This is a genomic window from Flavobacterium sp. FlaQc-57 (genome assembly GCF_044007395.1).
Classification (GTDB): Bacteria; Bacteroidota; Bacteroidia; order Flavobacteriales; family Flavobacteriaceae; genus Flavobacterium.
Window position 1 is genome coordinate 240580 of record NZ_JBIPDA010000004.1, and the last position, 26359, is coordinate 266938.

Annotated in this window: 26 protein-coding genes; 7 read left to right on the top strand and 19 right to left on the bottom strand. The window is 32.4% G+C overall.

Annotated features, from left to right (window positions below; all coding sequences use genetic code 11):
• Positions 1-6 precede the first annotated feature (6 nt).
• The 3 genes from gap to ACHRVZ_RS14515 form a co-directional block, all read right to left on the bottom strand.
• On the bottom strand, positions 7-1005 hold the full coding sequence (gap, locus tag ACHRVZ_RS14505) for a type I glyceraldehyde-3-phosphate dehydrogenase (protein WP_395423310.1): 999 nt from the start codon (positions 1003-1005) through the stop codon (positions 7-9).
• 87 nt (positions 1006-1092) lie between these two features.
• Positions 1093-1959 carry a lipoyl synthase gene (lipA, locus tag ACHRVZ_RS14510; protein ID WP_395423311.1) on the bottom strand — a complete coding sequence of 289 codons (867 nt, stop codon included), beginning with the start codon at positions 1957-1959 and terminating at the stop codon, positions 1093-1095.
• Positions 1960-2034: 75 nt separating this feature from the next.
• On the bottom strand, positions 2035-2739 hold the full coding sequence (locus ACHRVZ_RS14515; protein WP_395423312.1) for a GLPGLI family protein: 705 nt from the start codon (positions 2737-2739) through the stop codon (positions 2035-2037).
• A 268-nt stretch (positions 2740-3007) separates the two neighbouring features.
• Between ACHRVZ_RS14515 and ACHRVZ_RS14520 the strand changes: the two genes are divergently transcribed.
• Positions 3008-3874, top strand: coding sequence for a M48 family metalloprotease (locus ACHRVZ_RS14520; protein WP_395423314.1), 867 nt, complete (start codon positions 3008-3010; stop codon positions 3872-3874).
• A gap of 66 nt (positions 3875-3940) precedes the next feature.
• Here ACHRVZ_RS14520 and ACHRVZ_RS14525 read toward each other — a convergent pair whose 3' ends face one another.
• The 13 genes from ACHRVZ_RS14525 to recF form a co-directional block, all read right to left on the bottom strand.
• Positions 3941-4321, bottom strand: coding sequence for a PH domain-containing protein (locus tag ACHRVZ_RS14525; RefSeq protein ID WP_395423315.1), 381 nt, complete (start codon positions 4319-4321; stop codon positions 3941-3943).
• Positions 4322-4387: 66 nt separating this feature from the next.
• Positions 4388-5125 (bottom strand): DUF4184 family protein, encoded by a 738-nt coding sequence (locus ACHRVZ_RS14530; RefSeq protein ID WP_395423317.1) that lies wholly within the window; start codon positions 5123-5125, stop codon positions 4388-4390.
• Between the two features lie 113 nt (positions 5126-5238).
• A complete protein-coding gene (locus ACHRVZ_RS14535) occupies positions 5239-6066 on the bottom strand; it encodes an energy transducer TonB (RefSeq protein WP_395423318.1) in 828 nt (275 codons plus the stop codon).
• 155 nt (positions 6067-6221) lie between these two features.
• Positions 6222-6773: an RNA polymerase sigma factor gene (locus tag ACHRVZ_RS14540; RefSeq protein ID WP_395423319.1), complete on the bottom strand. Its 552-nt coding sequence runs from the start codon at positions 6771-6773 to the stop codon at positions 6222-6224.
• Positions 6764-7870: a glycosyltransferase gene (locus ACHRVZ_RS14545; protein WP_395423320.1), complete on the bottom strand. Its 1107-nt coding sequence runs from the start codon at positions 7868-7870 to the stop codon at positions 6764-6766. The genes ACHRVZ_RS14540 and ACHRVZ_RS14545 overlap by 10 nt, the downstream gene beginning before the upstream one ends.
• A gap of 83 nt (positions 7871-7953) precedes the next feature.
• Positions 7954-8568, bottom strand: a complete 615-nt coding sequence (locus ACHRVZ_RS14550) for an FMN-binding negative transcriptional regulator (protein WP_395423322.1) — start codon at positions 8566-8568, stop codon at positions 7954-7956.
• 127 nt (positions 8569-8695) lie between these two features.
• Complete coding sequence (gene murB, locus ACHRVZ_RS14555) at positions 8696-9709, bottom strand: UDP-N-acetylmuramate dehydrogenase (protein ID WP_395423324.1); 1014 nt, start codon at positions 9707-9709, stop codon at positions 8696-8698.
• Between the two features lie 131 nt (positions 9710-9840).
• Positions 9841-10944 (bottom strand): histidinol-phosphate transaminase, encoded by a 1104-nt coding sequence (hisC, locus tag ACHRVZ_RS14560; RefSeq protein ID WP_395423325.1) that lies wholly within the window; start codon positions 10942-10944, stop codon positions 9841-9843.
• 105 nt (positions 10945-11049) lie between these two features.
• Entirely contained in the window at positions 11050-12351 is a 1302-nt protein-coding gene (locus tag ACHRVZ_RS14565) for a rhomboid family intramembrane serine protease (protein ID WP_395423326.1), read from the bottom strand.
• Between the two features lie 287 nt (positions 12352-12638).
• Positions 12639-13700, bottom strand: coding sequence for a glycosyltransferase (locus tag ACHRVZ_RS14570; RefSeq protein WP_395423327.1), 1062 nt, complete (start codon positions 13698-13700; stop codon positions 12639-12641).
• Between the two features lie 115 nt (positions 13701-13815).
• Positions 13816-14493, bottom strand: coding sequence for a DUF2461 domain-containing protein (locus tag ACHRVZ_RS14575; protein WP_395423329.1), 678 nt, complete (start codon positions 14491-14493; stop codon positions 13816-13818).
• A 7-nt stretch (positions 14494-14500) separates the two neighbouring features.
• Positions 14501-15199 (bottom strand): thioredoxin domain-containing protein, encoded by a 699-nt coding sequence (locus ACHRVZ_RS14580; RefSeq protein WP_395423331.1) that lies wholly within the window; start codon positions 15197-15199, stop codon positions 14501-14503.
• Between the two features lie 189 nt (positions 15200-15388).
• The gene (recF, locus tag ACHRVZ_RS14585; RefSeq protein WP_395423332.1) at positions 15389-16471 is read right to left on the bottom strand and encodes a DNA replication/repair protein RecF; all 1083 of its coding nucleotides are present in this window, start codon (positions 16469-16471) and stop codon (positions 15389-15391) included.
• A gap of 411 nt (positions 16472-16882) precedes the next feature.
• Here recF and ACHRVZ_RS14590 point away from each other — a divergent pair, with 411 nt between their 5' ends.
• From ACHRVZ_RS14590 to ACHRVZ_RS14615, 6 genes are all read left to right on the top strand, one after another.
• Positions 16883-17662, top strand: coding sequence for a tol-pal system YbgF family protein (locus ACHRVZ_RS14590; protein ID WP_395423334.1), 780 nt, complete (start codon positions 16883-16885; stop codon positions 17660-17662).
• A gap of 87 nt (positions 17663-17749) precedes the next feature.
• Positions 17750-18322 (top strand): 6,7-dimethyl-8-ribityllumazine synthase, encoded by a 573-nt coding sequence (ribH, locus tag ACHRVZ_RS14595; protein WP_041519873.1) that lies wholly within the window; start codon positions 17750-17752, stop codon positions 18320-18322.
• 220 nt (positions 18323-18542) lie between these two features.
• Positions 18543-20465 carry a DNA mismatch repair endonuclease MutL gene (gene mutL, locus ACHRVZ_RS14600; RefSeq protein WP_395423336.1) on the top strand — a complete coding sequence of 641 codons (1923 nt, stop codon included), beginning with the start codon at positions 18543-18545 and terminating at the stop codon, positions 20463-20465.
• Positions 20462-21211, top strand: a complete 750-nt coding sequence (locus ACHRVZ_RS14605; RefSeq protein WP_395423338.1) for a rhomboid family intramembrane serine protease — start codon at positions 20462-20464, stop codon at positions 21209-21211. The genes mutL and ACHRVZ_RS14605 overlap by 4 nt, the downstream gene beginning before the upstream one ends.
• 48 nt (positions 21212-21259) lie before the next feature.
• On the top strand, positions 21260-22120 hold the full coding sequence (locus ACHRVZ_RS14610; protein WP_395423341.1) for a rhomboid family intramembrane serine protease: 861 nt from the start codon (positions 21260-21262) through the stop codon (positions 22118-22120).
• Positions 22121-22138: 18 nt separating this feature from the next.
• Positions 22139-23185, top strand: a complete 1047-nt coding sequence (locus ACHRVZ_RS14615) for an endonuclease/exonuclease/phosphatase family protein (protein ID WP_395423342.1) — start codon at positions 22139-22141, stop codon at positions 23183-23185.
• Positions 23186-23300: 115 nt separating this feature from the next.
• On the opposite strand, the gene ACHRVZ_RS14620 is transcribed toward ACHRVZ_RS14615, so the two are convergent.
• From ACHRVZ_RS14620 to dapB, 3 genes are all read right to left on the bottom strand, one after another.
• Positions 23301-23915, bottom strand: a complete 615-nt coding sequence (locus ACHRVZ_RS14620) for a WbqC family protein (RefSeq protein ID WP_395423344.1) — start codon at positions 23913-23915, stop codon at positions 23301-23303.
• Between the two features lie 95 nt (positions 23916-24010).
• Positions 24011-25567 (bottom strand): signal peptidase I, encoded by a 1557-nt coding sequence (lepB, locus tag ACHRVZ_RS14625; protein ID WP_395423345.1) that lies wholly within the window; start codon positions 25565-25567, stop codon positions 24011-24013.
• A 64-nt stretch (positions 25568-25631) separates the two neighbouring features.
• Positions 25632-26333 (bottom strand): 4-hydroxy-tetrahydrodipicolinate reductase, encoded by a 702-nt coding sequence (gene dapB, locus ACHRVZ_RS14630; RefSeq protein WP_395423347.1) that lies wholly within the window; start codon positions 26331-26333, stop codon positions 25632-25634.
• Positions 26334-26359: the final 26 nt, after the last annotated feature.

Below are 26359 nucleotides of genomic sequence, written 5' to 3' on the forward strand. Positions count from 1 at the left end.
TGAATTTTATGTTTTTCTTATTAGTAAAATCAAATCGATCAATCTTGATGAATAGCCAATTTCGTTATCGTACCAACCTACAACTTTTACCATTTTGTCAATAACGGATGTTAGTTGTGCGTCGAACAAACACGAATGTGTATTGCCAATTACATCAACAGAAACAATTGGATCTTCTGTGTAATCTAATATTCCTTTTAAATTTGTTTTAGAGGCTTCTTCAAATGCTTTATTAATTTCTTCGATCGTGACAGCACGTTTTACATTAAACGTTATATCGGTCAATGAACCATCCGGAACGGGAACACGAATTCCACAACCTCCGATTTTCTCATGCAATTTAGGAAAAATTTTTGTTAATGCCTTAGCTGCACCTGTAGTTGTTGGAACAATTGATTGACTTGCACCTCTTGCACGGCGTAAATCCTTATGTGGCTGGTCGTGAAGACTTTGGTCTGTGGTATAAGAATGAATGGTTGTTATGTATGCTTGTTCAATTCCGCAAAGCTCATCGATGATTTTTATCATTGGCGCAGCATTGTTTGTAGTACAACTTGCATTGGAAACAATGTTTTCATTTCCGTCCAGAATATTTTCGTTAACACCTAAAACAACTGTTTTAATAGTATCAACTTCTGATGGCGCTGAAAGAATTACTTTTTTTGCTCCGGCTTCAATATGCGCATTAAGTTCTTCATGCGTCTTATATTTTCCTGTTGATTCAATTACAAAATCAATATTGTGACTTTTCCAATCTAAATTAGAAATACTTTTTTCATGAAAAAAGAAGTAATGATTACCGTCAACAATAATTCCAGTTTCATCATGACTCACCTTAAATGGTAAAACACCGTGAATGCTGTCATATTTAATTAAATGCGACATGGTTTTGTTGTCAGCGATGTCATTAATGGCAACGACTTCAATGTCAGGATGGTTTAAAAGTAAACGAAATAAATTTCTACCAATTCTTCCGAAACCATTTATAGCAATTCTAGTTTTCAATGTTTTGTTTATTTGCTTAATCGTTCAGCTATTTAGTCGTTTAATGGCATTGCGATTAAACGACCAAACAGTTAAACAAATAACCTTTTATAAAATATGTTTTTGTGCTTTGTATGAAGAACGAACCAATGGACCGCTTTCGACATGACGGAAACCTAATTCAAGACCAAATTTTTCGTATTTAGCAAATTGATCAGGTGTAATGAATTCTTTTACAGGTAAATGTTTTTTACTTGGTTGTAAATATTGACCAATAGTAACAACATCAACATTTGCATTACGTAAATCAGTCATCGTCTGAAAAACTTCTTCTTCAGTTTCTCCAAGACCTAACATAATTCCGGATTTGGTTCTGTTGATTCCTTTTTCTTTCAGGTAACGTAAAACTTCTAAACTACGATCGTATTTCGCCTGAATACGTACTTCACGTGTTAAGCGGCGTACGGTTTCAACATTGTGAGATACAACTTCAGGATTTGCTTCTACAATTCGATCCAGATTTCTTTCAATTCCTTGAAAATCAGGAATTAAAGTCTCAAGCGTAGTATTAGGGTTCATTCTACGGATTGCCTTTACGGTTTCAATCCAAATAATAGATCCGCCATCTTTTAAATCATCTCTGTCAACACTTGTAATAACAGCGTGTTTGATGTTCATGATTTTAATCGAACGCGCTACTTTTTCTGGTTCATCCCAATCTACTGTTTCCGGTCTTCCTGTTTTTACACCGCAAAATCCACACGAACGCGTACAAACATTTCCTAAGATCATGAAAGTTGCTGTTCCTTCACCCCAACATTCACCCATATTTGGGCAGCTTCCTGAGGTGCAAATGGTGTTTAAGCTATATTTATCGACTAAACCACGAAGTTCAGTATATTTTTGGCCAATTGGAAGTTTAACCTTTAACCATTTAGGTTTTCCGATTGGTACATTTTCAACGACTGTTTCCATATATCAATATTCAAAGTACAAAGATACGGAAGTTGATAATAAGATTATAGTATTACGTTTTATCCAGACAAAATATTATTTATATTTAGTCAAAGGGCTTATTGAATCTAGATAAATTTTGATGTCCTTGTACATTTGACTAATAAAAACTGGCCTGCTTTTGATTTCAGGTTCTTTGATTTCAATGTTTTCTTTGCTGATTGTAATTTTATCAATAGTTATAACAGTATATTCTCCAAGTTCTACTTTTAGTATTAAACCAGGTAACCCCCAGTATATACTTGGACCGTCATTGACTGGTATTTCTTCAGCATACCAAGCGGTGATAGGAGCTAATGATTTTGTCGAGGTTGCTTTTTTGCAAGTATATCCATTGATAATAGTAGTCTCATCTGTTATTGTCCATTCGTAGTCAGTAAGTTTGTCTTTAGCACTAAAATCTTTATCACTAATCGTATATTCTTTTTGTATTGATTTGTTATTCAGATTTTTAAATGTTGTGTTAATAGATGGAAGACTAATTTGATGATAGGTTTCGAGCTTACGTCCTTTAATTTCTAAATATGAAGTATCAAGAGATGATTTTTGGGATGGGATTAGTTCAGAAAGGGATTTTTTATCAGCATAAGTATAAGTATATGTTTTAGGTTTGATTTCATTAGAAATGTCTGTACTTGTTGCTCCAATTGATTTAAGTACCTTTTCAATATAAGTTGCCTTTACGCTTTGTGAGTTAGCCTGAAAGCTAATAAAAAGTAATAAGAGAATGTTTCTTTTCATAATATTAAAATTAATTAGGAGTGTTTTTTTTGACGATCTTAATGTAAAAGAAAGCAAAAGAAGTTTAAAATGAAAGAAAAAAGCCATTTATTTTTATGGTAAAACTAGATGGTTTTTTGAGTTTACAGTATAATTCTGTTTTTTGTTCTATCGTTCTGTGAAAAATAAGATGTTTTGTTTTTTTGATTTAACAAAAAAACTCATGTATCAAAGTAGAAAAAAAATAAAATCGTAGTACATTTGTTGTTAAATTGTAATAATATAAAACATGAAAAAGAAATTTATTGTATTGGGAGTTTTGTTTGCCACTTTTGGTTTTACTAGAATGAATGCGCAAATCAATTTTGGTGAAAAAGCTTTGGGAGCTGTTCAAAAAGGAGTTAGTGGTTTCACCTTTAGTAATGCAGATGCAGCAGCATTATCTAAAGCCGCAGTTGATAAAATGGATGCTGAACATGAAGTTGCAACCGCAACAGATCCTTACACTTTAAGATTAAACAGAGTATTTGGAAAATATACTGCTGGTGATGGATATACTTTGAATTATAAAGTTTATAAATTAAAAGAGGTGAATGCTTTTGCTACTGCAGACGGAAGTGTTCGTGTGTATACCGGTTTAATGGATATCATGGATGATAATGAATTACTTGCTGTAATTGGTCATGAAATTGGTCACGTTGCCAATAATGATTCAAGAGATGCAATTAAGGCGGCGTATAAAAAAGAAGCATTAATGGATGCGGCGGCATCACAATCTGCAACTATTGCAAGTGTTACTGATAGTCAATTAGGAAAAATAGGAAGTGCTATTATTGATAGTAAATTTAGCCGTAAACAAGAAGCAGAAGCAGATTTGTTTTCTTATAACTTCCTGAAAAAAAATGGTTACAATGTAAATGCTGAAGAATCTGCATTTAGAATTTTGGCTAAAATGAGCGAAGGAGCTCAGTCTTCAGTCATTGATCAAATGATGAGTTCACACCCAGACTCAAAACAAAGAGCCGAAGATGCTAAGAAAAGAGCAGAGAAAGATGGTTTGTATAAACCTTATGTGCAACAAAAAATTGTAAATACAGCTCCGGCTCCGGCTAAAAAAGCGACGACTACAAAGAAAGCTACAACAAAAAAGAAATAATAATTTCTAGCATAAAATAAAACCCGATAAGTTTCTCAGAAATTTATCGGGTTTTTATTTTGAGATTTAACCTAAAACGTGAAATGCCAATACTTTTTGCACATCATAGACATTCACAGATTTCGTAAATTGCTTTACAATACTTGGATTTACTTCGCTTGCAACCCAGATTTTTAATTCGGCATCGAGATCAAAAGTTCCTGCAGTTTCAACGCTAAAACGAGTGATGCTTTTGTAAGCAATAGATTTATATTCAGTTTTGCTTCCTGTTATACCTTGTACATCAACCAGAATCAATCGTTTGTTCGTAAAGATGAAAGTGTCACGGATTAATTTAAAACCCATTTCAATTTCTTCATTATCGGTCAAAAGTTGTCCGTATTTTTTAAGTAAATCTTCCTGGCTTACAGAACCAGCATTGCCAAGAATAGCTGAAAATATTCCCATTTTTTAGTTTTTAATTTTAATAGATTTGATTTTCCTTTTAAGGAGATGTAAAAGTAATTGATTTTGTTACATTTTTGAAATGACCTTAGATTTAATTATTAAAGGACTTAGAATTAATGAAACTAAAAAAGCAGCAATCATAGAAACGATTATGTTTCCAAAAGCTTTTGCATTAAATGAAATTGAAAACCTTATAAATAAAATAAAAGCGGTAAGAACAAATATTGTGATCCAATACTTTTTAGAAATTGAAGATTTGATAATGGGTTTTGTTGGAAGTTTTAAATAGGAAAGAACAATAAAAACTCCTCCAATTAAAGTGCTCATATGTTGAGTTATTTTCCAAATCGGAACTTCATTCCCAAAAAGAAGTAAGACATTTTTGAGTTCAGAAAATTGGTTGACAAAATAACCATGATTATGTGTAAAGCCATCCCAAAAAAGATGCGAAGCTATTCCAATTAATATTGAAATTAATACCACAATCCAATTCTTCTTGAAATAAAGATTCCAATCTAATTCAGTAAAAATCAAAGTTCTGGATTGAAAGCTTTTTGGTAAATTAGAAAATAAACTGTCTCGAACTAAGTTATGAAAAAGAAAAGTAAGTAAGATTGCCAGAGGTAAATCAAACCAGAATATTCCAAGTATCGTGTGACTATAATTGCTCTGAACTTTCATTCGGATGAAATATTCAAAATCGGGAGTTAAACTGCCAATTACAAGACCAGTAAAAGAAAACCAATTTTTGGGTAGATATCTTAACGGTAAAATTATTGCAGGATGTGAAAAAGTAAATGGCATTTAAATTTTTAGATTGAAATAAACTTAAAAGTAATGTTTTTAAAGTTTTGATCAGAAATTAAAGCAAAAAAAAGCAGAACCTAAGTTCTGCTTTTTTGATATTATAAATAGTATTATTCTAATTCTGTTTTAATTGTAATTGGAAGTTTGTATGCTGTTCTTACAGGTTTTCCTTCTAATATTCCTGGGTTCCATTTTGTTTTTAAAGATTTTAAAACTCTAATAGCTTCTTTTCCCATTCCGTATCCCGGATCATTTTTTACCATGATATCAGTCATCGTACCATCTTTTTCGATTACAAACGAAACATACACTTTTAATGTTCTTTCAGAATCTAATTCAGGTCTGTGAAAGTTATTGCCAACATAAGTATAAAACTTATTAATTCCGCCTGGAAATTCCGGAAGTTTATCTAATATAGCAGGGTTTACAGGATCATTAGTTGCTCCTGTTGATGGTGCAACAGAATCTCCACCACCACCAGATGGCAATGCGTTTACAACAGATCCGGTTCCTGTAGATGTATTGTCTGTAGAAGCTGTATTTTGCGTGTTTGGAGCAATAACATCTGGTGTAGCCTGACTAGTTTGAACTACAACCGGATTATTCAATTGAACTGCTTCAGTTGCCGGTGCACTTTGCTGCGGAGGCGCAATTGGTTTTGGAGCTTCCGGTTCAACAGGAATTGGAGCGTCAAATTTTGTTACCTTAGTTGGTGGAATTTCTGGAATAGTTGGTGATTCTACGATAGTATTGCTTTTAATTTTACTAATCAACATCGACACACTTCCTAAACCTGCAAATAATAGCAGTGCCATAAACAGCGCTGTAATTGTAGTTTTTGAATTCTCCTGGCGTAATTGGTACGCACCGTACTCTTTGTTTTTGTTTTCGAAAACGAGATCGGTCCACTTGGTTTCGTAGATGCTTGATTTAGACATGATTTATGGATTTTAAGGTTAAGTAACATTAAATCATAAGCGATAGGGTTTTGGTTTTAGCTAACAACGTAGAAATTGCTATTTTAGTATGTGAATAATTTATTTTTTTAAGAATAAATACATGGATATGTTATTCTTTTCTTAAAGATAATAAATTATCTATTACGTTCGATGATTTCTGCTAATAATTTTTTAGCACGAAGCAATTTTACTTTTACATTGCTTAGAGGTTCATCAATCTTGAGTGCAATTTCCTGATAGGTCATCTCTTGAAAATAACGCAGCTGAATAACTTCTTGATAATGGGGTTTCAATTCTTTGATGCAAAGTAGCAATCTGGAGAGATTTTGCTCTTTAATTAATGCATCTTCAGCAGACGGAGTAGGGTCTGCTATATTATATGCCTGTTGGTCTTCGGCATCTGTAATTTCTATAAAAAGATTAGTTTTCTTTTTACGTAACAAATCAATATAAACGTTTTTTGCAATAGCAATTAACCAGGTATTGAATTGAAATTCTGAATTGTAAGTAGCAATCTTGTCAAAAGCCTTTGAGAAGGTTTCAATGGTAATATCTTCGGCAATAGTTTCGTTTTCAGTACGCTTTAGCATAAAAGCATAAACTTCATTCCAAAAATAATCTAATAAAAAAGTAAACGCAATTTGATCACCTTTTTTAGCTTTTTCTATTTTAGAATTTATTTCCAATATACAGGTTTTGAAAAGATATTAGTTATAAAGATATTAATTTGCGTGAATATAAGCACGATTTCTACAACAGGAAACCAAACTTTAAGATCATTTTCTTTTAATTTCCCTGCCGAAAATCCAATTACTGTCCAGGCTACTGTATAACGTGTTGCTAAAATAGCCAATACAGCAATCCACTGAAATTGGAACGCTAATAATATAATAACTAACAAAAAGAAAAATAATTGTGAGATAAAAAATAAGCCCAGCTGCATTTTGTCAAAAGATTTATAGTATTGTGCAGTCGAAATGTGTCTTCTTTTTTGTGTAAACCACTCTTTGTAAGTTTCTTTTGGTTTTGAATATGTGAAACTTTCAGGTGTGTATGAAATGGTTGTATTATTTTTATTTGCAGCTTGGTTAATAAACAAATCATCGTCGCCAGAACGAACTTGTATGTGTTCAATAAAACCATTTACATTAAAAAATTCTTCTTTTTTATACGCTAAGTTTCTACCAACTCCCATGTATGGAAATCCTAGTTTTGCCCACGAAAAATATTGTACTGCAGTTAAAACAGTTTCAAAACGAATAATTTTATTTAACAATGAACGCTCTGTTTTTTCGTAACCGCCATATCCTAAAACGATAGTTTTATTCATGGTAAATTGAGAAGTCATTGCTGTAATCCATTCTTTTGAAGTAGGATAACAATCTGCATCTGTAAAAAGTAAATAGTCTTTTTTTGAAGCTTTAATACCTAAAGTCAAAGCGTATTTTTTATTTCCCCAAAAAGCCTCATTGTTTTTAACTTTTACTAAACGAATATTGTCATATTCTTTTTCAAATTGCTCAAAAACTTCTAGGGTTTCGTCGCTTGAAGCGTCGTCAATTAAAACAATTTCAAAATCAGGGTAATTTTGCTCTGCCAATAACGGAATGTATTTTTTTACATTTTCTTCCTCATTTTTAGCACAAACAATTACCGAAACCGGAATTCTTTTTGGCGTAATATTTTGTGGTTTACCAAATGCAAACTTTCCAAAAACACCTAAGTAGTAGAAAATTTGAATAACAACAATAGCAATAAAGAAGTAAAATAAAGTTATAAGCATCTGATTTTAATGTCTTTTAATTTCTGAATCTTGCGCGTGCAAATGTACTTATGAATTCTCAGTTTTCAATGGTTAAAACCGATTTACTTTCGGCATTTCGACATTTCTTTTGCAATAGCAATAGCCTGAGGGTTTTCGGTTTTTTCTAATTCCGATATTATGTTTTTATAATTGTGATCGTCCCTGTTTTGAGATAGTTTTTTGGTCGCCTGAATCTCATCAATTTCAATTTCAAAACCAAAAATTCCTCTGGCTTCGCGCATTGTTTTAGTTGATAAATTTTCTACTCGAACCGGATTCTCAGAATTCGCTTCGTATTTATCGACCAATTTTTTAAGCTGCTCAATTGAAGTTGCTTCGTCAACAATTTTTATGCGTCCATAAACATGTACAGCTATGTAATTCCAGGTTGGAACATTTTCGTGATCGTACCATGAAGATGAAACATAACTATGCGGACCTGTAAATACGGCTAAAACCTGATCGTTTTCGGTAAAACCTTCTGCTTGCGGATTCAGTTTCGAAAGGTGTCCTTGCAGCATTTCTTTTCCGTCAGCATTTACTTCAAGCTCAATTGGAATATGTGTAGCACATAATTTTCCGTGAGTTTGATTGATTAGAATTCCAAAACTATTTTCTTTCAAAAAAGTTCTGATTGATTCCGGATCTTCGTTTTTGTATAAATCTGGTGTATACATGTTTTTGTTTTTAGGTTCAAAGACACAAAGAAGCAAAGGTTCAAAGTTTTTTGTTCTTTTAATGGACTTCGGCTTCGCTCAGTCTCACAATAATTGGGAATTCGTGCTAATTCGCGAAATTTGTGTTTTAAATCACATTAACTTCTGCTTCAATATGAATTCCGAATTTCTCAAAAACAGTTTTTTGGACATCTCTCGAAACGGCTAGAATTTCCTGTCCGGTTGCGTTTCCGTAATTTACTAAAACCAAAGCTTGATTTTTGTGAACTCCAGCGTCGCCAAAACGTTTTCCTTTAAAACCTGCTTGTTCAATTAACCAACCTGCCGGAACTTTTACCTCGGTTTCAGAAACTTCATAATATTTCATTTCAGGAAACTTCTGGTGGATTTTTTCGAAATCAGATTTTAATAAAATCGGATTTTTAAAAAAGCTTCCGCTGTTTCCAAGTTCTTTAGGATCAGGTAATTTACTTTGTCTGATGGCGATAACGGCATTACTCACATCTTTTAAAGTTGGAGTAATAACATTATTTTTTGTCAGTTCAGCTGTGATATCTCCGTATGAAGTGTTGATTTTATGATTGCGTTTTGTCAATTTATAAATTACAGATGTAATAATATATTGATCTTTAGCTTCGTTTTTGAAAATGCTTTCTCGGTAACCAAAATTACATTCGGCATTTGTGAAAGTTTTCATTTCCTGAGTTTCAATATTCATCGCTTCGCACGAAACAAAAGTGTCTTTAATTTCGGTTCCGTAAGCGCCAATATTCTGAACTGGAGTTGTACCAACATTTCCCGGAATCAGCGACATATTTTCTAAGCCTCCAAAATTGTTGTCGATTGTCCAAAGAACAAAATCGTGCCAGGTTTCGCCCGCCTGACTTTCGACCCAAACAAAATTATCATCTTCTTTAATGATTTTTTTGCCTTTTAAATCAATATGAATTACTAGAGCATCAATATCTTTAGTTAAAAGCATATTGCTTCCTCCGCCAAGAATGAATTTTTTCTCGTTTTTATTTTCTTCTAAAATGGTTTTCAATTCATCAACAGAATGAACTGCAACAAATTGTTTTGCTTTGGCTTCGATACCAAAAGTATTGTGGTTTTTTAAAGAAAAATTGGATTGGATTTCCATAAATAAAAGGCTTTTTTGAGTTCCGAAATTTCGGAAGAATTCTGAGCTCAAAAGTAACGATTATAATTTATTTGAGTAGTTTTTCTATAAAATAAACTAGAAAGGCCAAAGGCAGGTATTTTAGTGAAGCTTTATTTTATTGCTTCAATAAATTGCTGCATTTCTTTCATTGTGCCTATTGTAATTCTGGTCCATTTTCCGTTTTCTTCATAAATTTTTGTTCCCATTATATTATGGTCTTCCAATTGTTTAAAGAAATCTTTTTTGTAATTATCGAGAGAAAAATAAACAAAGTTTGAATGTGACGGAATGCAGTTTAAATTTAATTGAGTAAGTTGGTCAATAGTATATTTTTTGACTGCTGCATTTGCTTCATATACTTGTTGAATGAATTTTTCGTCGCTTAATGATGCTATCGCAGCGGCTGCTGATACATTAGTCAATGATAAATTTGGGGATGATTTTAAAATACTAAGTTGCTCAATTGTTGAGGAATTTGCAATTGCATAACCTATACGTGCACCGGCTAAACCGTACATTTTTGAAAAAGTTTTGGTTATAATTAAATTTTTATTTTCAATTACAAAATTGCTTAGCGATTGTTCTTTAGTAAAATCGATATAAGCTTCATCAACAAAAACAATTGCTTTTTTAGTAGCTTCTTTTATAAAAGAAACAAGGTTTTCTCGCTCGCATATTGTTCCGGTTGGGTTGTTGGGGTTACAAATGTAAATCATTTTTGTATTTGAATCGATTGCTGCCAACATTGCTGTTAAATCATGTTTTTTCTCTTTCGTTAACGGAATCGTTATTTTTTTTATACCTAATTTTTCAGAAGGAAATGTCCAATAGTTGTATGTGGTTTCTGCCAATATAAAATTGCCTTTTTCTAAAGCGGTGTATTGAAGTACTAAATCTAAAATCTCAGTTGAGCCTGCGCCTAATAAAATATTATTGTCTGCAACATTATTCTTCTTGGCAAGAAGAGCGATTAATTCTGATGAAAGATCCCAACCATATCGATTGCTGCTATTAACGCTTTTTGTCATAGCAGCGCGCGCTAATGGAGAAGGCCCATAAGGATTTTCGTTTGACCTTAAAAATATTGGAGATTTGTCTGGATTTGGAAGAATATAATCTTCGAAAGGAGGATTTGCAAATGTTTCAAATGAAGAAAATCCTATTCCTACAGTAGCCAAGCCAATTTGTTTTAACCAATTTCTTCTGTTATTCATATTTGTTTGAGATTAAATTAAACCATGCAATGAAACAGTATGTCGTTAAGATGGAAGAAAAGTTACGCTTGTTTTTGAAAGTGATAATTTATCGCATTTTAGTTTTTAGTTATTATCACGCTCAACTTGTTCTCTTAATCGCGATGACATTGCACATCCAATAATAAAACCACTTACAAGTCCTCCGATGTGTGCTGCATTGTCGATGTTGCCCATTAATCCCATTACTAAATTGTAACCAACAAATATTAAACTAAAAGTTAAAAAGGCTTTGCTAAGTTGTGGCGGGAAAACTTTAAAAAGTAATAATGCAATGAATAATCCATAGAGTCCGAAAATAGCTCCAGAAGCTCCAATGCTTACCGTTGCTTCGTGCCACCAAACACTATTTAAACTTCCGAAAATGCCTGTAGATACATATATTAAAAGATATTTTGTTTTTCCCAGAATGGGTTCCAGAAATAGACCGACAATATAAAGACCAACCATATTTGACAATACATGCATAAGTCCACCATGCAGAAATGTAGAAGTTAATAATCTCCAATATTGTCCTTGTGCAACTAGTGGTCTAAAGTTAGCGCCTAATTCTAGTAAATCTTTTCCTTTAAAAGAAATAAATCCAAAACCTGAAAAAACCATGATGATAAAAATAATAAGATTTAAATTTATTAAAATAGGAGTAATGTAAAATCCTTCTCTTGGAATCAAAAAATCAAAGGTTTCTTTTAGGCTTGAGATTTTAAACGTTTTTTCAATTTGAGACTTTCTATTTTTTTTGGGCTGAAGCTTGAGAAATACTAAAATGATTAACCAAACGAGAAGTCCGCTTCCTAAAGTACCAAAAAACCAAGTCAGTTTCTTACCATTTCGATTTTTAAAAGGTTTTTCGTGCGCTTCTAATAAAATAGGTTTATTAAAATCATATTGAGTATTCTCTTCAATTGCTTCGTTGAAATTATCATGATCCTCTGTGTTTCCGGTAATTTCTAAATAAGTAAACTGATTAAAGTTTGTGTGTTTAAATTCTTGTTCAATTGTTGAGGCAAATTCTTTAAATCTGATACTTTTTTCTGTATTAGAAAGGTGATTGCTTATTTGTGATGAATATTTTTTTCCTAACCAATATTTGCATTCATATTTAGAAGTGTCTGTGGCTTTTTCTAAAATTGGTATAGCGATATAAATTAGCATATTAAAATGCGCATTGTTTTTTCCGGATATTTCACTAGTATTTAGAACGCCAATATTCTTTTTGTCAATATAGAATTTTTGTATAGTGTAATATTTTGTTTTTTCATGATTTTGAAGTTCCGAAATGGTTTTAATTGGTGTTAATTTTCCTGTCGCTGTAACTAAATATTCTTGTGCAATTATAGTTGGAAACGCAATTATTAGAGCAGCCAAGAAATGAAACAAAAAAGATTTATTGTCATTTTTAAATTTTAAAAGCTTTAATCTGGGACGCAACAAAAAATAGACAAGTAGAAACGGTAACCCAAAAGGAAACCAGAATTTTAAAAATATTTCCTTGATAGAAAATAATTCTAGTTTGATAAATAGGAGCCAATGTAAAAAAGTGTAAACAACAATAAAACTAATTGTAATTCCTAAAAAAGGTAAATAGATAAATTTAATTTTTTCTGAAAAATCTTTCATTCTTTAACTATAGAATTTGGTTGTTTTTATAAGCTTTAAGTCTGTCGAACTTTTAGCAACTCATGATATTTGTCCGAAATTATCTTCATGTTAATATCATAGTTAACATTTTCTTCTACAAATTTTCTGTTTTGAAAAATAGCTTGATTTCGAGATTCAGTATTTTCAAAAGACCAAATTAGTTCATCTGCTAATTGTTCATTATCGTCAATTGTAATCAATTGTCCATTATCGCGATGTTTGATCCAGCTTTGATTTCCCGGAATGTCTGAAACTATAGGATAAGAGCAGCAAGCCATGGCTTCAAATAAAGATGCCGAAACACCTTCGGTAATTGGCATACTAATATAAATATTCGATTGTTGTAATAACTTAGGAAGTTCTGTATTAGGGATTCTTCCTGTAAAAATTATTTTGTTTTCGATTTGTAGTTTTTTTGCCAAATCTTTTAAATAATGTAATCGAGTTCCGTCGCCGACAATGGTCAATGAAAAATCAATTCCTCTTTGGTTCAAAATAGAAAATGCCAGTAAAATAGAATCGTGACGATATTCAGGTTGTAAAGAACGCGTAACAATAGCTTCTATTTTAGTAGAATTATTTATTGAAGGAGAGAAAAGGTTTAAATCAATCCCTTTCGGAATTACAAGAACTTTATTCATGTCAACTCCAATTGCTTTCATCGAAATTGTCATAACCGGACCCCAAGCGTGTATTAAATCGGCTTTTTTAAAAGCGTATTTTTGAATGATTTTTTTGAAAGGAAGTAAAATTGAACCTTCCGGCCATAAATCTGTTCGGCCTTGTTGCGCAATTGCAATTGGATGAAGGCCGGAAATTGCAGCCAGAAAACCATAACTGGTTGTTCTTTCTGCAATAATCATATCTGGTTTTTCGTTTTTTATTGTTTTTCGAATAGAAATAGGAGAGAACACATATTCTAAAATTCGCTTGAACCGATTAAGCTTTGAAGTGATTGGAGTTTGAAGTTCCCAAGTGCAAATTTCAAAATCACCAAATTCTTTCAATCCTTTCATCCATGTAATAGCGTCGGCGCGATAGGATTCTCCTAGAAAAAGTACTTTTCTTTTTTTCATTCGGTAATTTGTGTTTTGCCACAGATTAAAAGATTTTTAAAGGATTTATTCTTTCTGTAACCTCGATAATTTTAATCTGTGTTAATCTGTGAAATTTGTGGCAAAAAAAATATTTTTAAAATTCATCCGTGTCCAAAGCGCGATTGATAAATTCGTTTAATGGTTTTAAAGCAATTAATTTCTGACTCATTTTGCTAACGAAATCTTTTTGAGTCACTTCAGAAATATCATATTTTTGAGTTGCTGTAAAACTTTTTAGCTTTAAAAAATCAATTGCCGGATGATCTTTTTCATAACCTCTCGGCGGATTTTTAAGTGAATTGGTTTCATTTACATCTAAGCTTCCAAATTCTTTTTTGAAGTTTTTGTCAGCTAGAATTGCTTCTAAATCATCGTGAAAAAAAGCAATTTCCTTACGTACTTTTTTCAAATCATCCGATTCTGGAGAATAAAATCCGCCAGCGATAAAACTTGCGCCTTTTTCGATATGTACATAATATCCGGCACGGTTCAAACCTTTTGTCCCGCCTGACATCCAAACGCCTAAATGAGCTTTGTAAGGCGATTTGTCTTTAGAAAATCGAATGTCACGATTAATTCTGAACGTACAATTTTTAACTTCCAATAATTCTAACGAAGGATCAAGCGGTTTCATGATATCAAGAAAATCACTCACCAATTGGTGATAATCTTTTTTGAAAATCTCATATCGTTTTTTGTTTTCCTGAAACCAATCTCTATTGTTGTTCTTTTTTAAATCGTCTAAAAATTGCAATGATTCTTTCGTTAGCATAACTATTTTATTGAAGTTGTTTTTTCAAATCTTGTTCACTAATTAATCCTGTTGTTTTCCATTTTACTGCTTTGTTTTCGTATAAAAATAAAGCTGGAAGGCTGTTGATTTTTAAGTCATTTGCCAGTGTTTTGTTTTTATCAACATCAATACGGATAATAGTTACTTTATCGGCCATTTCTTTTTGCATTTTCAAAATGTACGGCTCCATTTGTTTGCATGGGCCACACCATTCTGCGTAAAAATCTACTAAAACTTTTTTATCAGTATTTAATAAGTCATTAAAATCATTCAAAGACATTCCGGTTTCAGCTGTTGAAGCTTTTCCTAATCCGGCTTCATTCCAATTCAGGATACCGCCTTCAAGTTCGTAAACGTTCGTAAAACCAAGTTCTGTTAGTTTTGCGGCAGCTTTTTTGCTTCTTCCTCCGCTTAAACAATAAACAAAAACAGGTTTCGATTTGTCGTAAGATTCAGCTTTTGCTGCAAAATCGTCACTGTTCCAGTTTACATTTTTGGCATTGTCGATATGTTCTGATTCGAATTCTTCGGGAGTTCTAACGTCTAAAATTTGTGGATTTTCGGCAGTTTTAATTTTTTCCGCAAACTCTTTTGGAGTAATTTCTTCAAAAGAAGCAGTCTTTTTTTCGTTGCAGGAAAGGAGTACAATTGAAACTAATAGTAATAAAATTTTGGGGAATTTCATGAGATTGAATTTTTAAAAATAGATTTGCTAAAATATGAATTTTTCATTTTTGAATTCTTAATAGAAAGTGAAAAAAATCGGTTCACCACTAATTTTACGAATTGGTCTAATTTTTAAATATTGACTTACTGTTTTTATTTAGTATGTGTAATTTTGTTATCCCGAGTAACGACAATACTTGCCATTACTTTATCCTAAATTAAAAATCTTATAACTCTGATGCGTTGATTTTACGATTGCTTCAGTACGTTCAGCATGCGTATCAGAAATAAATAATTGCCCGAAAGTTTCGCTATTGACCATTTCGACAATTTTGGCAACACGACTTTCGTCTAATTTGTCAAAAATGTCATCAAATAATAAAAGAGGTTTTACACCGCTTTGTTTTTTTAGAAATTCAAACTGAGCCAATTTCAAAGCGATTAAAAAGGATTTTTGTTGTCCCTGCGATCCGAATTTTTTTATTGGATGCGAATCAATTTCAAAAGATAAATCGTCTTTGTGAGTTCCTACGCTTGTATAATGTAAGGCGCGATCCTTATTTATGTTTTCTTGTAAAAGTGTCAACAAGTCTTTTTCGTATAAATGACTCTCGTAAACCAACTGAACCGTTTCTTCTGATCCGGTTATGGTTTGATGATGTGTATTAAATATAGGTATGAATTCTTCGAGGAAATCTTTTCGTTTTTCAAAAATAGATTGCCCAAAATTATTCAGCTGTTCATTATATATAGATAAGGTGTCGTTGTCGAAAGTGTGATTGAGTGCAAAATACTTTAGTAAAGCATTTCGCTGGACAATTACTTTTTGATACTGAATAAGCTGATGTAAGTAAGTTGAATCTAATTGCGAAATGACACTATCCATAAATTTACGACGCGTTTCACTTCCTTCTACAATTAAATCTCTGTCGGCTGGCGAAATAATAACAAGTGGAATAAACCCGATATGATCTGAGAATTTGTCATAAGCTTTTCCGTTTCTTTTTAAGATTTTCTTTTGCCCTTTTTTCAAACTGCAAACAATTTGTTCAGTTCTGTTGTTCTTTTCTAATTCGGCATCAATAACAAAAAATTCTTCACCGTGTTTGATATTTTGAACCGCCAACGGATTAAAGTAACTTTTTCCGTAAGCCAAATGATAAATGGCGTCTAATACATTGGTTTTTCCAATTCCGTTTTTGCCGACAAAACAATTGATCTTGCGGTCAAAATCAAAACTGACTTCGGAGAAATTTTTATAATTGAATAGTGAAATTTTGTTTAAATACATTTTTTAGAGACTGGTAAGAGCAAATTTAAAGTTTTAGAGAGTAAAAATTTCTGTTATTGATAAGTTTTTTGCCATTCGTAATAGCGATCGGGACAAAGGATTAAAAAGGTTTTTTGTTTAGCAAATTTAATCCAATAAATGCTTAATCTGCGAGAATCTGTGAAATCTGTGGCTAAAAATAGTTTTTATAGATTAAGAATCTAGTCAAGAGGAAAAATTAAGGATGTGAAATGTTGAAAAACATCCATAATATTAGACTTTTAACACGATATTAAATGGGTGCTTTTGCCGTAATTGTTAAAGAAACCACTGTTTGGTAAATTATTTTTTTTTAAATAGTGATAAAATTGATTTTTTTTACGTCGGTTTCAATAAAAATTTTATTTTTGCCGTTCACTAAATTAATTTTAAATGGCTACTTACAATAAAAGAGGATATAAAGCACCAAAGGAGAAGGAAGTTAAAGAAGTAAATGAAGAAACACAGGTAATCATTGACGAAAAAGACAGCACAACAGCTGGTGTTTTTTCTAAATTAGATGAAACTGCTTCAAGAACTGAGGATTGGGTTGCTAAAAATCAAAAAATCATTATTGGTCTAGTTGCTGGTATTGCAATTGCTACTATTGGATATTTGGCTTACCAAAAATTTATCGAAGCTCCTAAACAAGACGAAGCCGCAAGTGAAATGTTTGTTGCTCAACAAAATTTTGAGCAAGCGACAAATGGTGTAGCAAGTGATTCATTATATAAATTGGCTTTGAATGGTTCTGAAGGTAAATTTGGATTCATTAAAATTGCTGACGAGTATTCAGGAACTGATGCTGGAAATTTAGCTAACTACTATGCTGGTATTGCTTCTTTGAATATTGGTAAATATGATGATGCAATTAAATATTTAGGAAACTTTAAATCTAAAGATGCAATAGTTGGAGCTTTGGCAATTGGTGCAATTGGAGATGCTTATTCTCAAAAAAACCAACAAAAAGAAGCTTTAGAATATTATGTAAAAGCTGCAGGATCTAACAAAAATGATTTTACAACACCTCGTTTCTTATTAAAAGCTGGTAAAACTGCTTTAGCTTTAGGTCAAAAAGAGGATGCTTTAAAATACTTGACAGATATTAAAGAAAACTTCGACGCAACTCCAGAAGCAGCTTCTGTTGATGTATTGATTGGATTAGCACAATAAAAAACCTGAATTTTAAATTTAAGATTGTAGATTTGTATTTCAGAATCTGAAATCTAAAGTCTAATATCTAAAATCTAAAATATACAGATGGCTACTGAAAATAAAAACTTATCAGAATACGATAAAAACACGATCCCAAATGCGAAAGACTTTCGATTTGGGATTGTTGTTTCTGAGTGGAATGAAACTATAACTGAAGGACTTTACAATGGTGCTTTTGACGCCTTAATAGATTGTGAAGTTCCTGCTCAACAAATTATTCGATGGAATGTTCCTGGTAGTTTTGAGTTGATCTACGGTGCAAAAAAAATGCTGCAAACACAAAATGTAGATGCAGTTATTGTTATCGGATGTGTTATTCAAGGCGAAACAAAACATTTTGATTTTGTGTGCGAAGGTGTTACGCAAGGAATTAAAGATCTGAATGTTCAAACAGATATTCCGGTTATCTTTTGTGTTTTAACAGATAATAACATGCAGCAGTCAATTGACAGAAGTGGTGGAGTTCACGGAAACAAAGGAACTGAGGCCGCAATTGCAGCAATCAAAATGGCATACATTCGTCAACAAGCTTCAATTTCGCACTCATTCAATCAACCATTGTTATCTTCTGGTGCAATTCAAATCGAAGAAACACCAATAACAATCGAAAAAGAATAAAACACAATTGTTTTAAAGATACTAAAACCTATACTGTGTATAAATAGTATAGGTTTTTTGTTTTTTTTATGATACCACTTATTCAAAAAGCCAACGGAAATTCATTAAATTTGTACGCCTTGGTTTTAAAAAATCATAAATAAATTAATAATATTACCCTCAAATTTTCACAGGCCATGTCTGATAGAATTGAAGGGCAACCTTTAACCCAAATTTCTTAATGTCGAGTATCATTCAATTACTTCCTGATCATGTTGCTAATCAAATTGCCGCTGGAGAGGTGGTTCAAAGACCTGCTTCAGTTGTAAAAGAGCTGTTGGAAAATGCCGTTGACGCAAGTGCTACGGACATTAAATTGATAATAAAAGATGCTGGAAAATCATTAGTTCAGGTTATTGATAATGGAAAAGGAATGAGTGTGACTGATGCACGTTTGTGTTTTGAACGTCATGCAACATCAAAAATTCGTCAGGCCGAAGATTTGTTTTCGCTTCATACAAAAGGTTTTCGTGGAGAGGCATTGGCTTCTATTGCCGCAATTGCGCATATGGAAATGAAAACCAAACAAGATCAGGATGAACTTGGAACGCATATTGTTATCGAGGGAAGTAAATTTGTATCGCAGGAAGTAGCTGTTTTGCCAAAAGGAACCTCATTTGCGGTTAAAAACTTGTTTTTTAATATTCCGGCTCGTCGAAACTTTTTAAAATCAGATACGGTTGAATTTCGCCATGTTATGGATGAGTTTCAACGTGTGGCATTGGCACATCCAAATATTCATTTTACTTTTTACCATAATGGCAGCGAAATGTATAATTTGCCTGCCGCTGGATATCGTCAGCGTATTGTTGGAATAATGTCTGGTAAAACCAATGAAAAATTGGTTCCGGTAAATGAAGATACTGAGATTATAAATGTTCAGGGATTTGTTTGTAAACCAGAATTTGCTAAAAAAAATAGAGGAGAACAGTTCTTTTTTGTAAACGATCGTTTCATTAAAAGCGGTTACTTGCATCATGCTGTAATGGCGGCATACGACGGACTTTTAAAAGATGGATCGCAGCCGAGTTATTTTCTGTACTTAACAGTTCCGCCAAATACAATCGATATCAATATTCATCCAACAAAAACAGAAATTAAGTTTGATGATGAACAAGCTTTATATGCTATTCTAAGAGCTTCGATTAAGCATAGTTTAGGACAGTTTAATGTTTCGCCTGTTCTTGATTTTGATCGTGACGCCAATTTAGATACACCATATCATTATAAAGATTTAGAAGCTGAAACGCCTACGATTCAGGTTGATGGAACTTTTAATCCGTTTACAGATGATAAAACAAATCAGCATTATGCTAAAACGAGTTCAGGATCTGGTTCAGGATCAAGTTCAAGTTCAAGTTTTAGTTCGGGCTCGGGATCAAGTTCTTATCCGAGTTACAATAAAAGAGTAGAACCAACAACAAGTTGGGAAAGTTTGTATGTTGGCTTAGATACAGAAAGTATTGAAAGTTCACCTTTTACTTTTGAAAATGAAGAAGTAACATCGTCATTGTTCAACGATAATGAAATTGAACAAGCGAGTCAGGGAACTTATCAAATTCATAAAAAATATATTGTTTCGCCAATAAAATCAGGAATGGTAATTGTGGATCAACAACGTGCACATCAGCGTATTTTGTATGAGCAATTTTTACTGAATATGACCGTAAATCAGGCTTCAAGTCAGCAATTATTGTTTCCGCTGAATTTATTTTATTCGTCTGGCGAAATGGAATTAATCGAAGAATTGAAACCTTCATTAGAAACAACTGGTTTTGTTTTTGAAGAAGCACAAACAGATCATATCGTAATTTCAGGAATTCCGGTGAATATTACCGAGAGTGAAGTTTCGCTTGTAATTGAACAATTGTTGAGTGATTTGCAAGACGGAATTCCGGCAAGCAGTTACAGTCAAAATGATACAATTGCCAAATCGATGGCAAAAAGTTTAGCGGTTAAAACCGGATCTTATTTAACTGAGAAAGAACAAGATAATTTGGTAAACGGTTTGTTTGCCTGTAAAGATCCAAATATTTCACCTTTTCAAAAACCAACTTTCATCACAATGCGTGTGGAAGATATTGATAAAAAGTTTGCCTTATGATGAATATGACTCCCGTAGTAAAACAATTATTGATAATCAATATTATATTTTTTCTGGGCTCACAATTAGTGCCGGTTTCTTACGAATACTTGGCTATGTTTTTTCCGGAAAATCCAAATTTTAAACCTTGGCAGCCAATAACACATATGTTTATGCATGGTGGGTTTATGCATATTGCTTTTAATATGTTTGCAATGGTATCTTTCGGATCTGCATTGGAACATTTTTGGGGAGGAAAGAAATTTTTGTTTTTTTATATATCTTGTGGTTTAGGTTCTGCATTGCTTCATACGGCAGTAAACTATTATTCTTTTCAGGATGTCATTAGTACTTTGACAGCAAATGGATTCCAAAAACAGGAAATTTTGAAGCTTTTGGCAGAAGGTAAAATTGATACCAGATGGCAGAGTTTAGTTTCTGTTTCGCAATTTAGTGGTTTTACAGATGCTTATCTTGGAACCGTTGTTGGGGCTTCAGGCGCAATCTATGGATTGCTTACTGCTTTTGCTTTTATGTTTCCAAATGCTGAACTTGCATTAATGTTTATTCCTGTTCCAATTAAAGCTAAATATTTTGTTCCGGGAATTCTTGCGGTAGATTTATTTTTAGGTTTCAAAGGAAGTTCTCTGTTTGGAAGTGGAGGTACAGGAATTGCTCACTTTGCCCACATTGGTGGAGCGTTGACAGGATACTTGATGATGTTGTATTGGAAAAAAAATCAGTTTAATAGTAATCGTTGGAATTAATTTTTAATTTTAATATCGAAAAATAAAATAAAACCAAAAGGAGCTATTATGAATATTCTTGACGACTTAAAACTACAATATAAGTTAGGTGGCATTGCAATGCGTGTTATCTATTGGAACATTGCTTGTTTCTTGATTTCTCTAGTTTTCTACGATTTCTCAATTGGTCAGTTTAATTTTCCAAACTGGTTGGCATTGTCATCAGATCCGCAGGTTTTTATGTTTAAACCTTGGACACTTTTAACTTATGCTTTTTTTCACGGATCATTTTTGCATTTGTTTTTTAATATGATCGTTTTAAATTTTGCAAGTCAATTATTTTTAACCTTTTTTACGCAAAAACAATATTTAGGAGTATATATTCTCGGGGCTATTTTTTCAGGAATTATATTTACTTTGAGTTATTATGTTTTAAATATTTCGGCTCCTATTGTAGGAGCTTCTGCAGCAATTATGGCAATTTTAGCGGCTGTTACTACCTATCAGCCATTAATGGGTGTGCGCTTGATGTTTGTTGGAAATGTTAAGCTTTGGCATGTTACTGCAGTGATTTTGATTCTGGATTTAATGCAGCTTCGCTTAGATAATACCGGAGGCCATATTTCGCATCTGGCTGGAGCTTTATTTGGATTTATTTATATGAAGTCGCTTCAAAACGGTACTGATTTGAGTATTGTAATTTCGAAAATACTAGATTTCTTTACGAATCTATTTAAAAAATCCCCTTCGACCCCTTTCACAAAAGTTCATAAGAATTATAAAAAGCCTACTGAAAAAGTTACATCAAGAATTGTTACAAAAGACAAAACGCAACAGCAAATTGATGAAATTTTAGATAAAATTAGCCAATCAGGTTATGATTGTCTGACAAAAGAAGAAAAAGAGTTTTTATTTAAAGCTGGAAAATAATCCTTTTAGCAATATAATATGAAAAACCTTTCATGGTTTAATAAAATAATGTTCTTTTTGAATATAGTGCTGACTGTATTGACTTTTAGTATTTATATTTTACCATTTCTGGCACCAAAGAGTTTTCCGTTATTATCGGTATTAACGCTCTTTATGCCGGCTTTTTTTGTTATGAATGGTCTATTCTTTGTTTATTGGGCAATTCAGTTTAAAAAGCGCCTTATTTTGTCTGGTTTAGTATTGTTGACCGGTATTACTTTTATTAGCAAGTTTTATAAATTTTCGGCAAAAGAATATGTTCAGGATGACAAAGATTTTTCTGTAATGAGTTATAATGTTCGTCTTTTTAATGTTTTTAAATGGTTGGATCGTGATGATATCCCATCAAATATTAAAGCATTTATTGATGAAAAAGATCCTGATATATTATGTATTCAGGAATATTCGAACTCAGCTCATTTAGATTTAAAAGTGTATCCGCATCGTTATATTTTTATTGAAGGAAATAAGATCAAAACCGGTCAGGCTATTTTTTCAAAATTCCCAATTTTGTATGAAGGAAATATTATTTTTCCGAACTCGGATAATAATGTCATTTATGCTGATATAAAACGCGGAAAGGATATTATCAGAGTATATAATATGCACTTGCAGTCTATTAAAATTTCGCCCGACGTAAGCGATATATCGAATAATATCGACAATGTTAATCAGGAAAAATCGCAGCTTATTTATACCCGAATCAGCAAAGGATTTAGACAACAGCAAGAACAAGCTGAAATGTTTAAAGAGAATATTAAGAAGTGTAAAAATCCAATTATTATTTGTGGAGACATGAATAATAGTCCGTTTTCTTATGTGTATCGAAATATTAAAGGAAAATTAAAAGATGCCTTTGAGGAAGCTGGAGAAGGATTTGGAGCAACGTATAAATTCCGCTATTACCCGGCGAGAATCGATTATATTTTTACAGATAGTAAAATGAAAGTAAAAGAGTTTGAAAGCTTTCCGGATTTTGAAAATTCAGACCATTATCCAATCATGACAAGGCTTTCGATAGAATAAATGGAAGCTTCGTTTAAGGTGTTTAAAAAAGAAAAGGACTTAGATTTTAAATAAAATTCTAAGTCCTTTTTTATATGTCTAATAAGAAAAACTCGTTTCTTAAAAATGGAATGATCTATATTACTTTCTGTGTTTTTAAGTAATCCATTGCGAATTTACCTTCGTTGAAAAGTAAGTCTAAAACGCTTAAATTATTGATAAAACCGTGTTTGTCATCAAAAACCTGTGTGTATTTCTCGAACGAATTGGTGTCTTTTTTTCCGTTTGCTAAGACTCTGAAATCTGAAATGTTTTCTGTTTCAAAAAAATATTCAGTGGTTTTTCCAAATTCTAGCTTCATGCGCAAACACTTTGTTACAATGTCTAAAACTTCCATATTGAGATCCATCAAAAAGGTATGTTGTTTTTCGAAAATAGGACGAATATCATCTTCAAAAAATTCAAAAAAAGGAGAACTTCTGTATCCTGCTTCTAGTGATTTAAAGTGTTGTTTTTGCCAGTCAAATTCATTCTCAATCATAACATCTTTTGTTTTTTGATGATTTGTTTTTGAATGTTTAACGGGAATGTTTAATAGCTGAATTCCGTTTGGACTATAGATATAAGTACGATTTCTGTTGGTTTGTTTCTGGAAATTATCCTCCATTTCAAAAGTCACATTGTCAGATTGAGCCATAACAGCAAAGTGGCTAATAGACGGAAAATAGGTAGGAAGTAGTAAAGAGTTCATTTTTATAGTTTCAGGTTTTAAATGTTTCAAGTTTCAAGTTTAACGTTCGCGCAGAACCTGAAACTTGAAACCTGAAACTAAAACAACTTTTTTATTTATGCTTTATTTTCTTTTCTTTTTCTCCAGAAATATTCTCCCACAAAATAGGCTGCAAGAATGAATAAGAAATATTTAAAGTACGATTGAGGTTGTCCTTCTCCGTCAACTGTGGTAAAGACTCTGCTCCAGCGAATTTTGTTAATTCCTTTTCCGTTTGTATCCCAGCTCATCCAAATGAAAACTGGTTTACCTACAATGTGATTTTCCGGAACATAACCCCAATAACGACTATCTTCAGAGTTATGGCGATTGTCTCCCATCATCCAATAATAGTTTTGTTTGAAGGTATATGTTGTTGTTGGTTTTCCGTTTATTAAAAATTTAGAACCGTCCAATTGCAAAGTGTTTCCTTCATAATTAGTAATGATTTCTTTGTAAAAAGGCAAAGATTCATTAGTTAAAGCAACCGTTTTTCCTGCTTCCGGAATATAAATTGGACCAAAATTGTCCTGACTCCATTTATTAATGTGAGGAAAAATCCTGTTGTCGTCTTTTCTGTCGATTATTCTATTAACGGAACTAACTCCTGGTGTGTTTTTGAAACGTTCTGCACTTGCTTCTGTTAAAGCTCCTAAAACAAGTGTATCTCTTTTTTCTTCATTTTTGAAATATCCACCATCTGTAATATCTAATTCTTTAATTAGAGATTGTAAATCAACTGGTGTTTTTCCGTCAAAAGCAATCGTATAAGAATACTGTGGTTTTGCTCTTTCAGGTAGAATTAATTTTTTTCCGTTTATGAAAACATATCCTTCAACAACAGATAAGCTATCGCCAGGGATACCAACGCATCTTTTTACGTAGTTTGATCTTTTATCGATAGGTTTGATTACGCCGGGTCTTCCTTTTGGCTCATAGAAATAATGTACAGTGTCTACTGGCCAGTTAAAAACCACGATATCAGATCGTTTTATTTTCTCTAAGGCTGGTAATCTGAAGTAAGGTAATTGTGGCCAGCTTAAATATGATTTACGTTTTGTGAAAGGAATAGAGTCATGAACCATTGGCAATGCAATAGTAGTCATAGGTACTCTAGGTCCGTAATTTACTTTACTTACAAATAAGAAATCACCAATTAATAATGATTTTTCTAATGATGAAGTAGGAATTGTATAAGGTTGTACTACATAAGTGTGTACTAATGTTGCTACGATAATAGCAAAAAGTAATGAACTAATAGTATCAGCAGTTTTGTTTGTAGGCGTTAATGAACGGTCGGCGTTGTACTCTAATTTTTGAGTATAATTTACATAGTAAATATAAAATCCTAAGGTAAAGATTCCTAAAATAGTATCTAAAGTTGATTTTTTACCAAATGTTCTCAAGGTTTCTACCCAAACAACCGGAAACATAATTAAATTGATAATCGGAATAAAAAGTAATATAGTCCACCAAGTTGGTCGATTAATTATTTTCATTAACACGATCGAATTGTAAACAGGGATTGCAGCTTCCCAAGTTTTTCTTCCTGCTGCCTGATACAATTTCCATGTTCCTATAAAATGAATTACTTGTACAGCTAAGAAAAATACAAACCAAAGATATAGTGTCATAGTTTTTTGTTTTATGTTTCAAGTTTCAGGTTACTCGATTGGGAGTTCGAAACTTTAAGTCAGTTTATTTTAAATTTAATACGTCTTTCATGCTGTAAATTCCTTTTTTACCAGCAAGCCATTCAGCTGCAATTACAGCTCCAAGCGCAAAACCTTCGCGATTGTGGGCAGTATGTTTTAATTCGATACTGTCAACAATTGAATCGTAAGTTACAGTGTGTGTTCCCGGAACGTCACCAATTCTTTTTGCTTCAATATGAATTTCATTGTTTTTTGCTTGGTCTAAAGTCCAATTGGCGTAATTACTGTTTTCAATAACACCTTTAGCTAAAGAAATCGCTGTTCCGCTAGGAGCATCAAGTTTTTGAGTATGATGAATTTCTTCCATTGTTACTTTATACGAATCGAATTGAGCCATTATTTTAGCTAAATATTCATTCAATTCAAAGAAAATATTAACACCTAAGCTAAAATTTGAACTCGAAATAAATCCGCCTTGTTTTTCATTACAAAGTTGTACCATTTCATCATAATGTTCTAACCATCCTGTTGTTCCTGAGACTACAGGAACATTGGCATGAAAGCAATTTGATATATTGTCAACGGCTGCTGTGGGAATACTAAAATCTATAGCGACATCAGCAGTTGAAAGTCCGTCGTAAGTGTTGAATTCGTCTTTTTTCAAAACAATTTCATGACCTCTTTCTAAAGCAATTCTTTCGATTACTTTACCCATTTTTCCGTATCCTAAAAGCGCAATTTTCATTTTGTGTGATTTTTTGAATTTAAATA

Excerpts from the sequence above, each read along its gene's own strand:
- lipA (WP_395423311.1), bottom strand. The coding sequence starts at position 1,959 with ATGGAAACAGTCGTTGAAAATGTACCAATCGGAAAACCTAAATGGTTA.
- ACHRVZ_RS14515 (WP_395423312.1), bottom strand. The coding sequence starts at position 2,739 with ATGAAAAGAAACATTCTCTTATTACTTTTTATTAGCTTTCAGGCTAAC.
- ACHRVZ_RS14520 (WP_395423314.1), top strand. The coding sequence starts at position 3,008 with ATGAAAAAGAAATTTATTGTATTGGGAGTTTTGTTTGCCACTTTTGGT.
- ACHRVZ_RS14525 (WP_395423315.1), bottom strand. The coding sequence starts at position 4,321 with ATGGGAATATTTTCAGCTATTCTTGGCAATGCTGGTTCTGTAAGCCAG.
- ACHRVZ_RS14530 (WP_395423317.1), bottom strand. The coding sequence starts at position 5,125 with ATGCCATTTACTTTTTCACATCCTGCAATAATTTTACCGTTAAGATAT.
- ACHRVZ_RS14535 (WP_395423318.1), bottom strand. The coding sequence starts at position 6,066 with ATGTCTAAATCAAGCATCTACGAAACCAAGTGGACCGATCTCGTTTTC.
- ACHRVZ_RS14545 (WP_395423320.1), bottom strand. The coding sequence starts at position 7,870 with ATGCTTATAACTTTATTTTACTTCTTTATTGCTATTGTTGTTATTCAA.
- ACHRVZ_RS14550 (WP_395423322.1), bottom strand. The coding sequence starts at position 8,568 with ATGTATACACCAGATTTATACAAAAACGAAGATCCGGAATCAATCAGA.
- murB (WP_395423324.1), bottom strand. The coding sequence starts at position 9,709 with ATGGAAATCCAATCCAATTTTTCTTTAAAAAACCACAATACTTTTGGT.
- hisC (WP_395423325.1), bottom strand. The coding sequence starts at position 10,944 with ATGAATAACAGAAGAAATTGGTTAAAACAAATTGGCTTGGCTACTGTA.
- ACHRVZ_RS14570 (WP_395423327.1), bottom strand. The coding sequence starts at position 13,700 with ATGAAAAAAAGAAAAGTACTTTTTCTAGGAGAATCCTATCGCGCCGAC.
- ACHRVZ_RS14575 (WP_395423329.1), bottom strand. The coding sequence starts at position 14,493 with ATGCTAACGAAAGAATCATTGCAATTTTTAGACGATTTAAAAAAGAAC.
- ACHRVZ_RS14580 (WP_395423331.1), bottom strand. The coding sequence starts at position 15,199 with ATGAAATTCCCCAAAATTTTATTACTATTAGTTTCAATTGTACTCCTT.
- recF (WP_395423332.1), bottom strand. The coding sequence starts at position 16,471 with ATGTATTTAAACAAAATTTCACTATTCAATTATAAAAATTTCTCCGAA.
- ACHRVZ_RS14590 (WP_395423334.1), top strand. The coding sequence starts at position 16,883 with ATGGCTACTTACAATAAAAGAGGATATAAAGCACCAAAGGAGAAGGAA.
- ribH (WP_041519873.1), top strand. The coding sequence starts at position 17,750 with ATGGCTACTGAAAATAAAAACTTATCAGAATACGATAAAAACACGATC.
- mutL (WP_395423336.1), top strand. The coding sequence starts at position 18,543 with ATGTCGAGTATCATTCAATTACTTCCTGATCATGTTGCTAATCAAATT.
- ACHRVZ_RS14605 (WP_395423338.1), top strand. The coding sequence starts at position 20,462 with ATGATGAATATGACTCCCGTAGTAAAACAATTATTGATAATCAATATT.
- ACHRVZ_RS14610 (WP_395423341.1), top strand. The coding sequence starts at position 21,260 with ATGAATATTCTTGACGACTTAAAACTACAATATAAGTTAGGTGGCATT.
- ACHRVZ_RS14615 (WP_395423342.1), top strand. The coding sequence starts at position 22,139 with ATGAAAAACCTTTCATGGTTTAATAAAATAATGTTCTTTTTGAATATA.
- ACHRVZ_RS14620 (WP_395423344.1), bottom strand. The coding sequence starts at position 23,915 with ATGAACTCTTTACTACTTCCTACCTATTTTCCGTCTATTAGCCACTTT.
- lepB (WP_395423345.1), bottom strand. The coding sequence starts at position 25,567 with ATGACACTATATCTTTGGTTTGTATTTTTCTTAGCTGTACAAGTAATT.
- dapB (WP_395423347.1), bottom strand. The coding sequence starts at position 26,333 with ATGAAAATTGCGCTTTTAGGATACGGAAAAATGGGTAAAGTAATCGAA.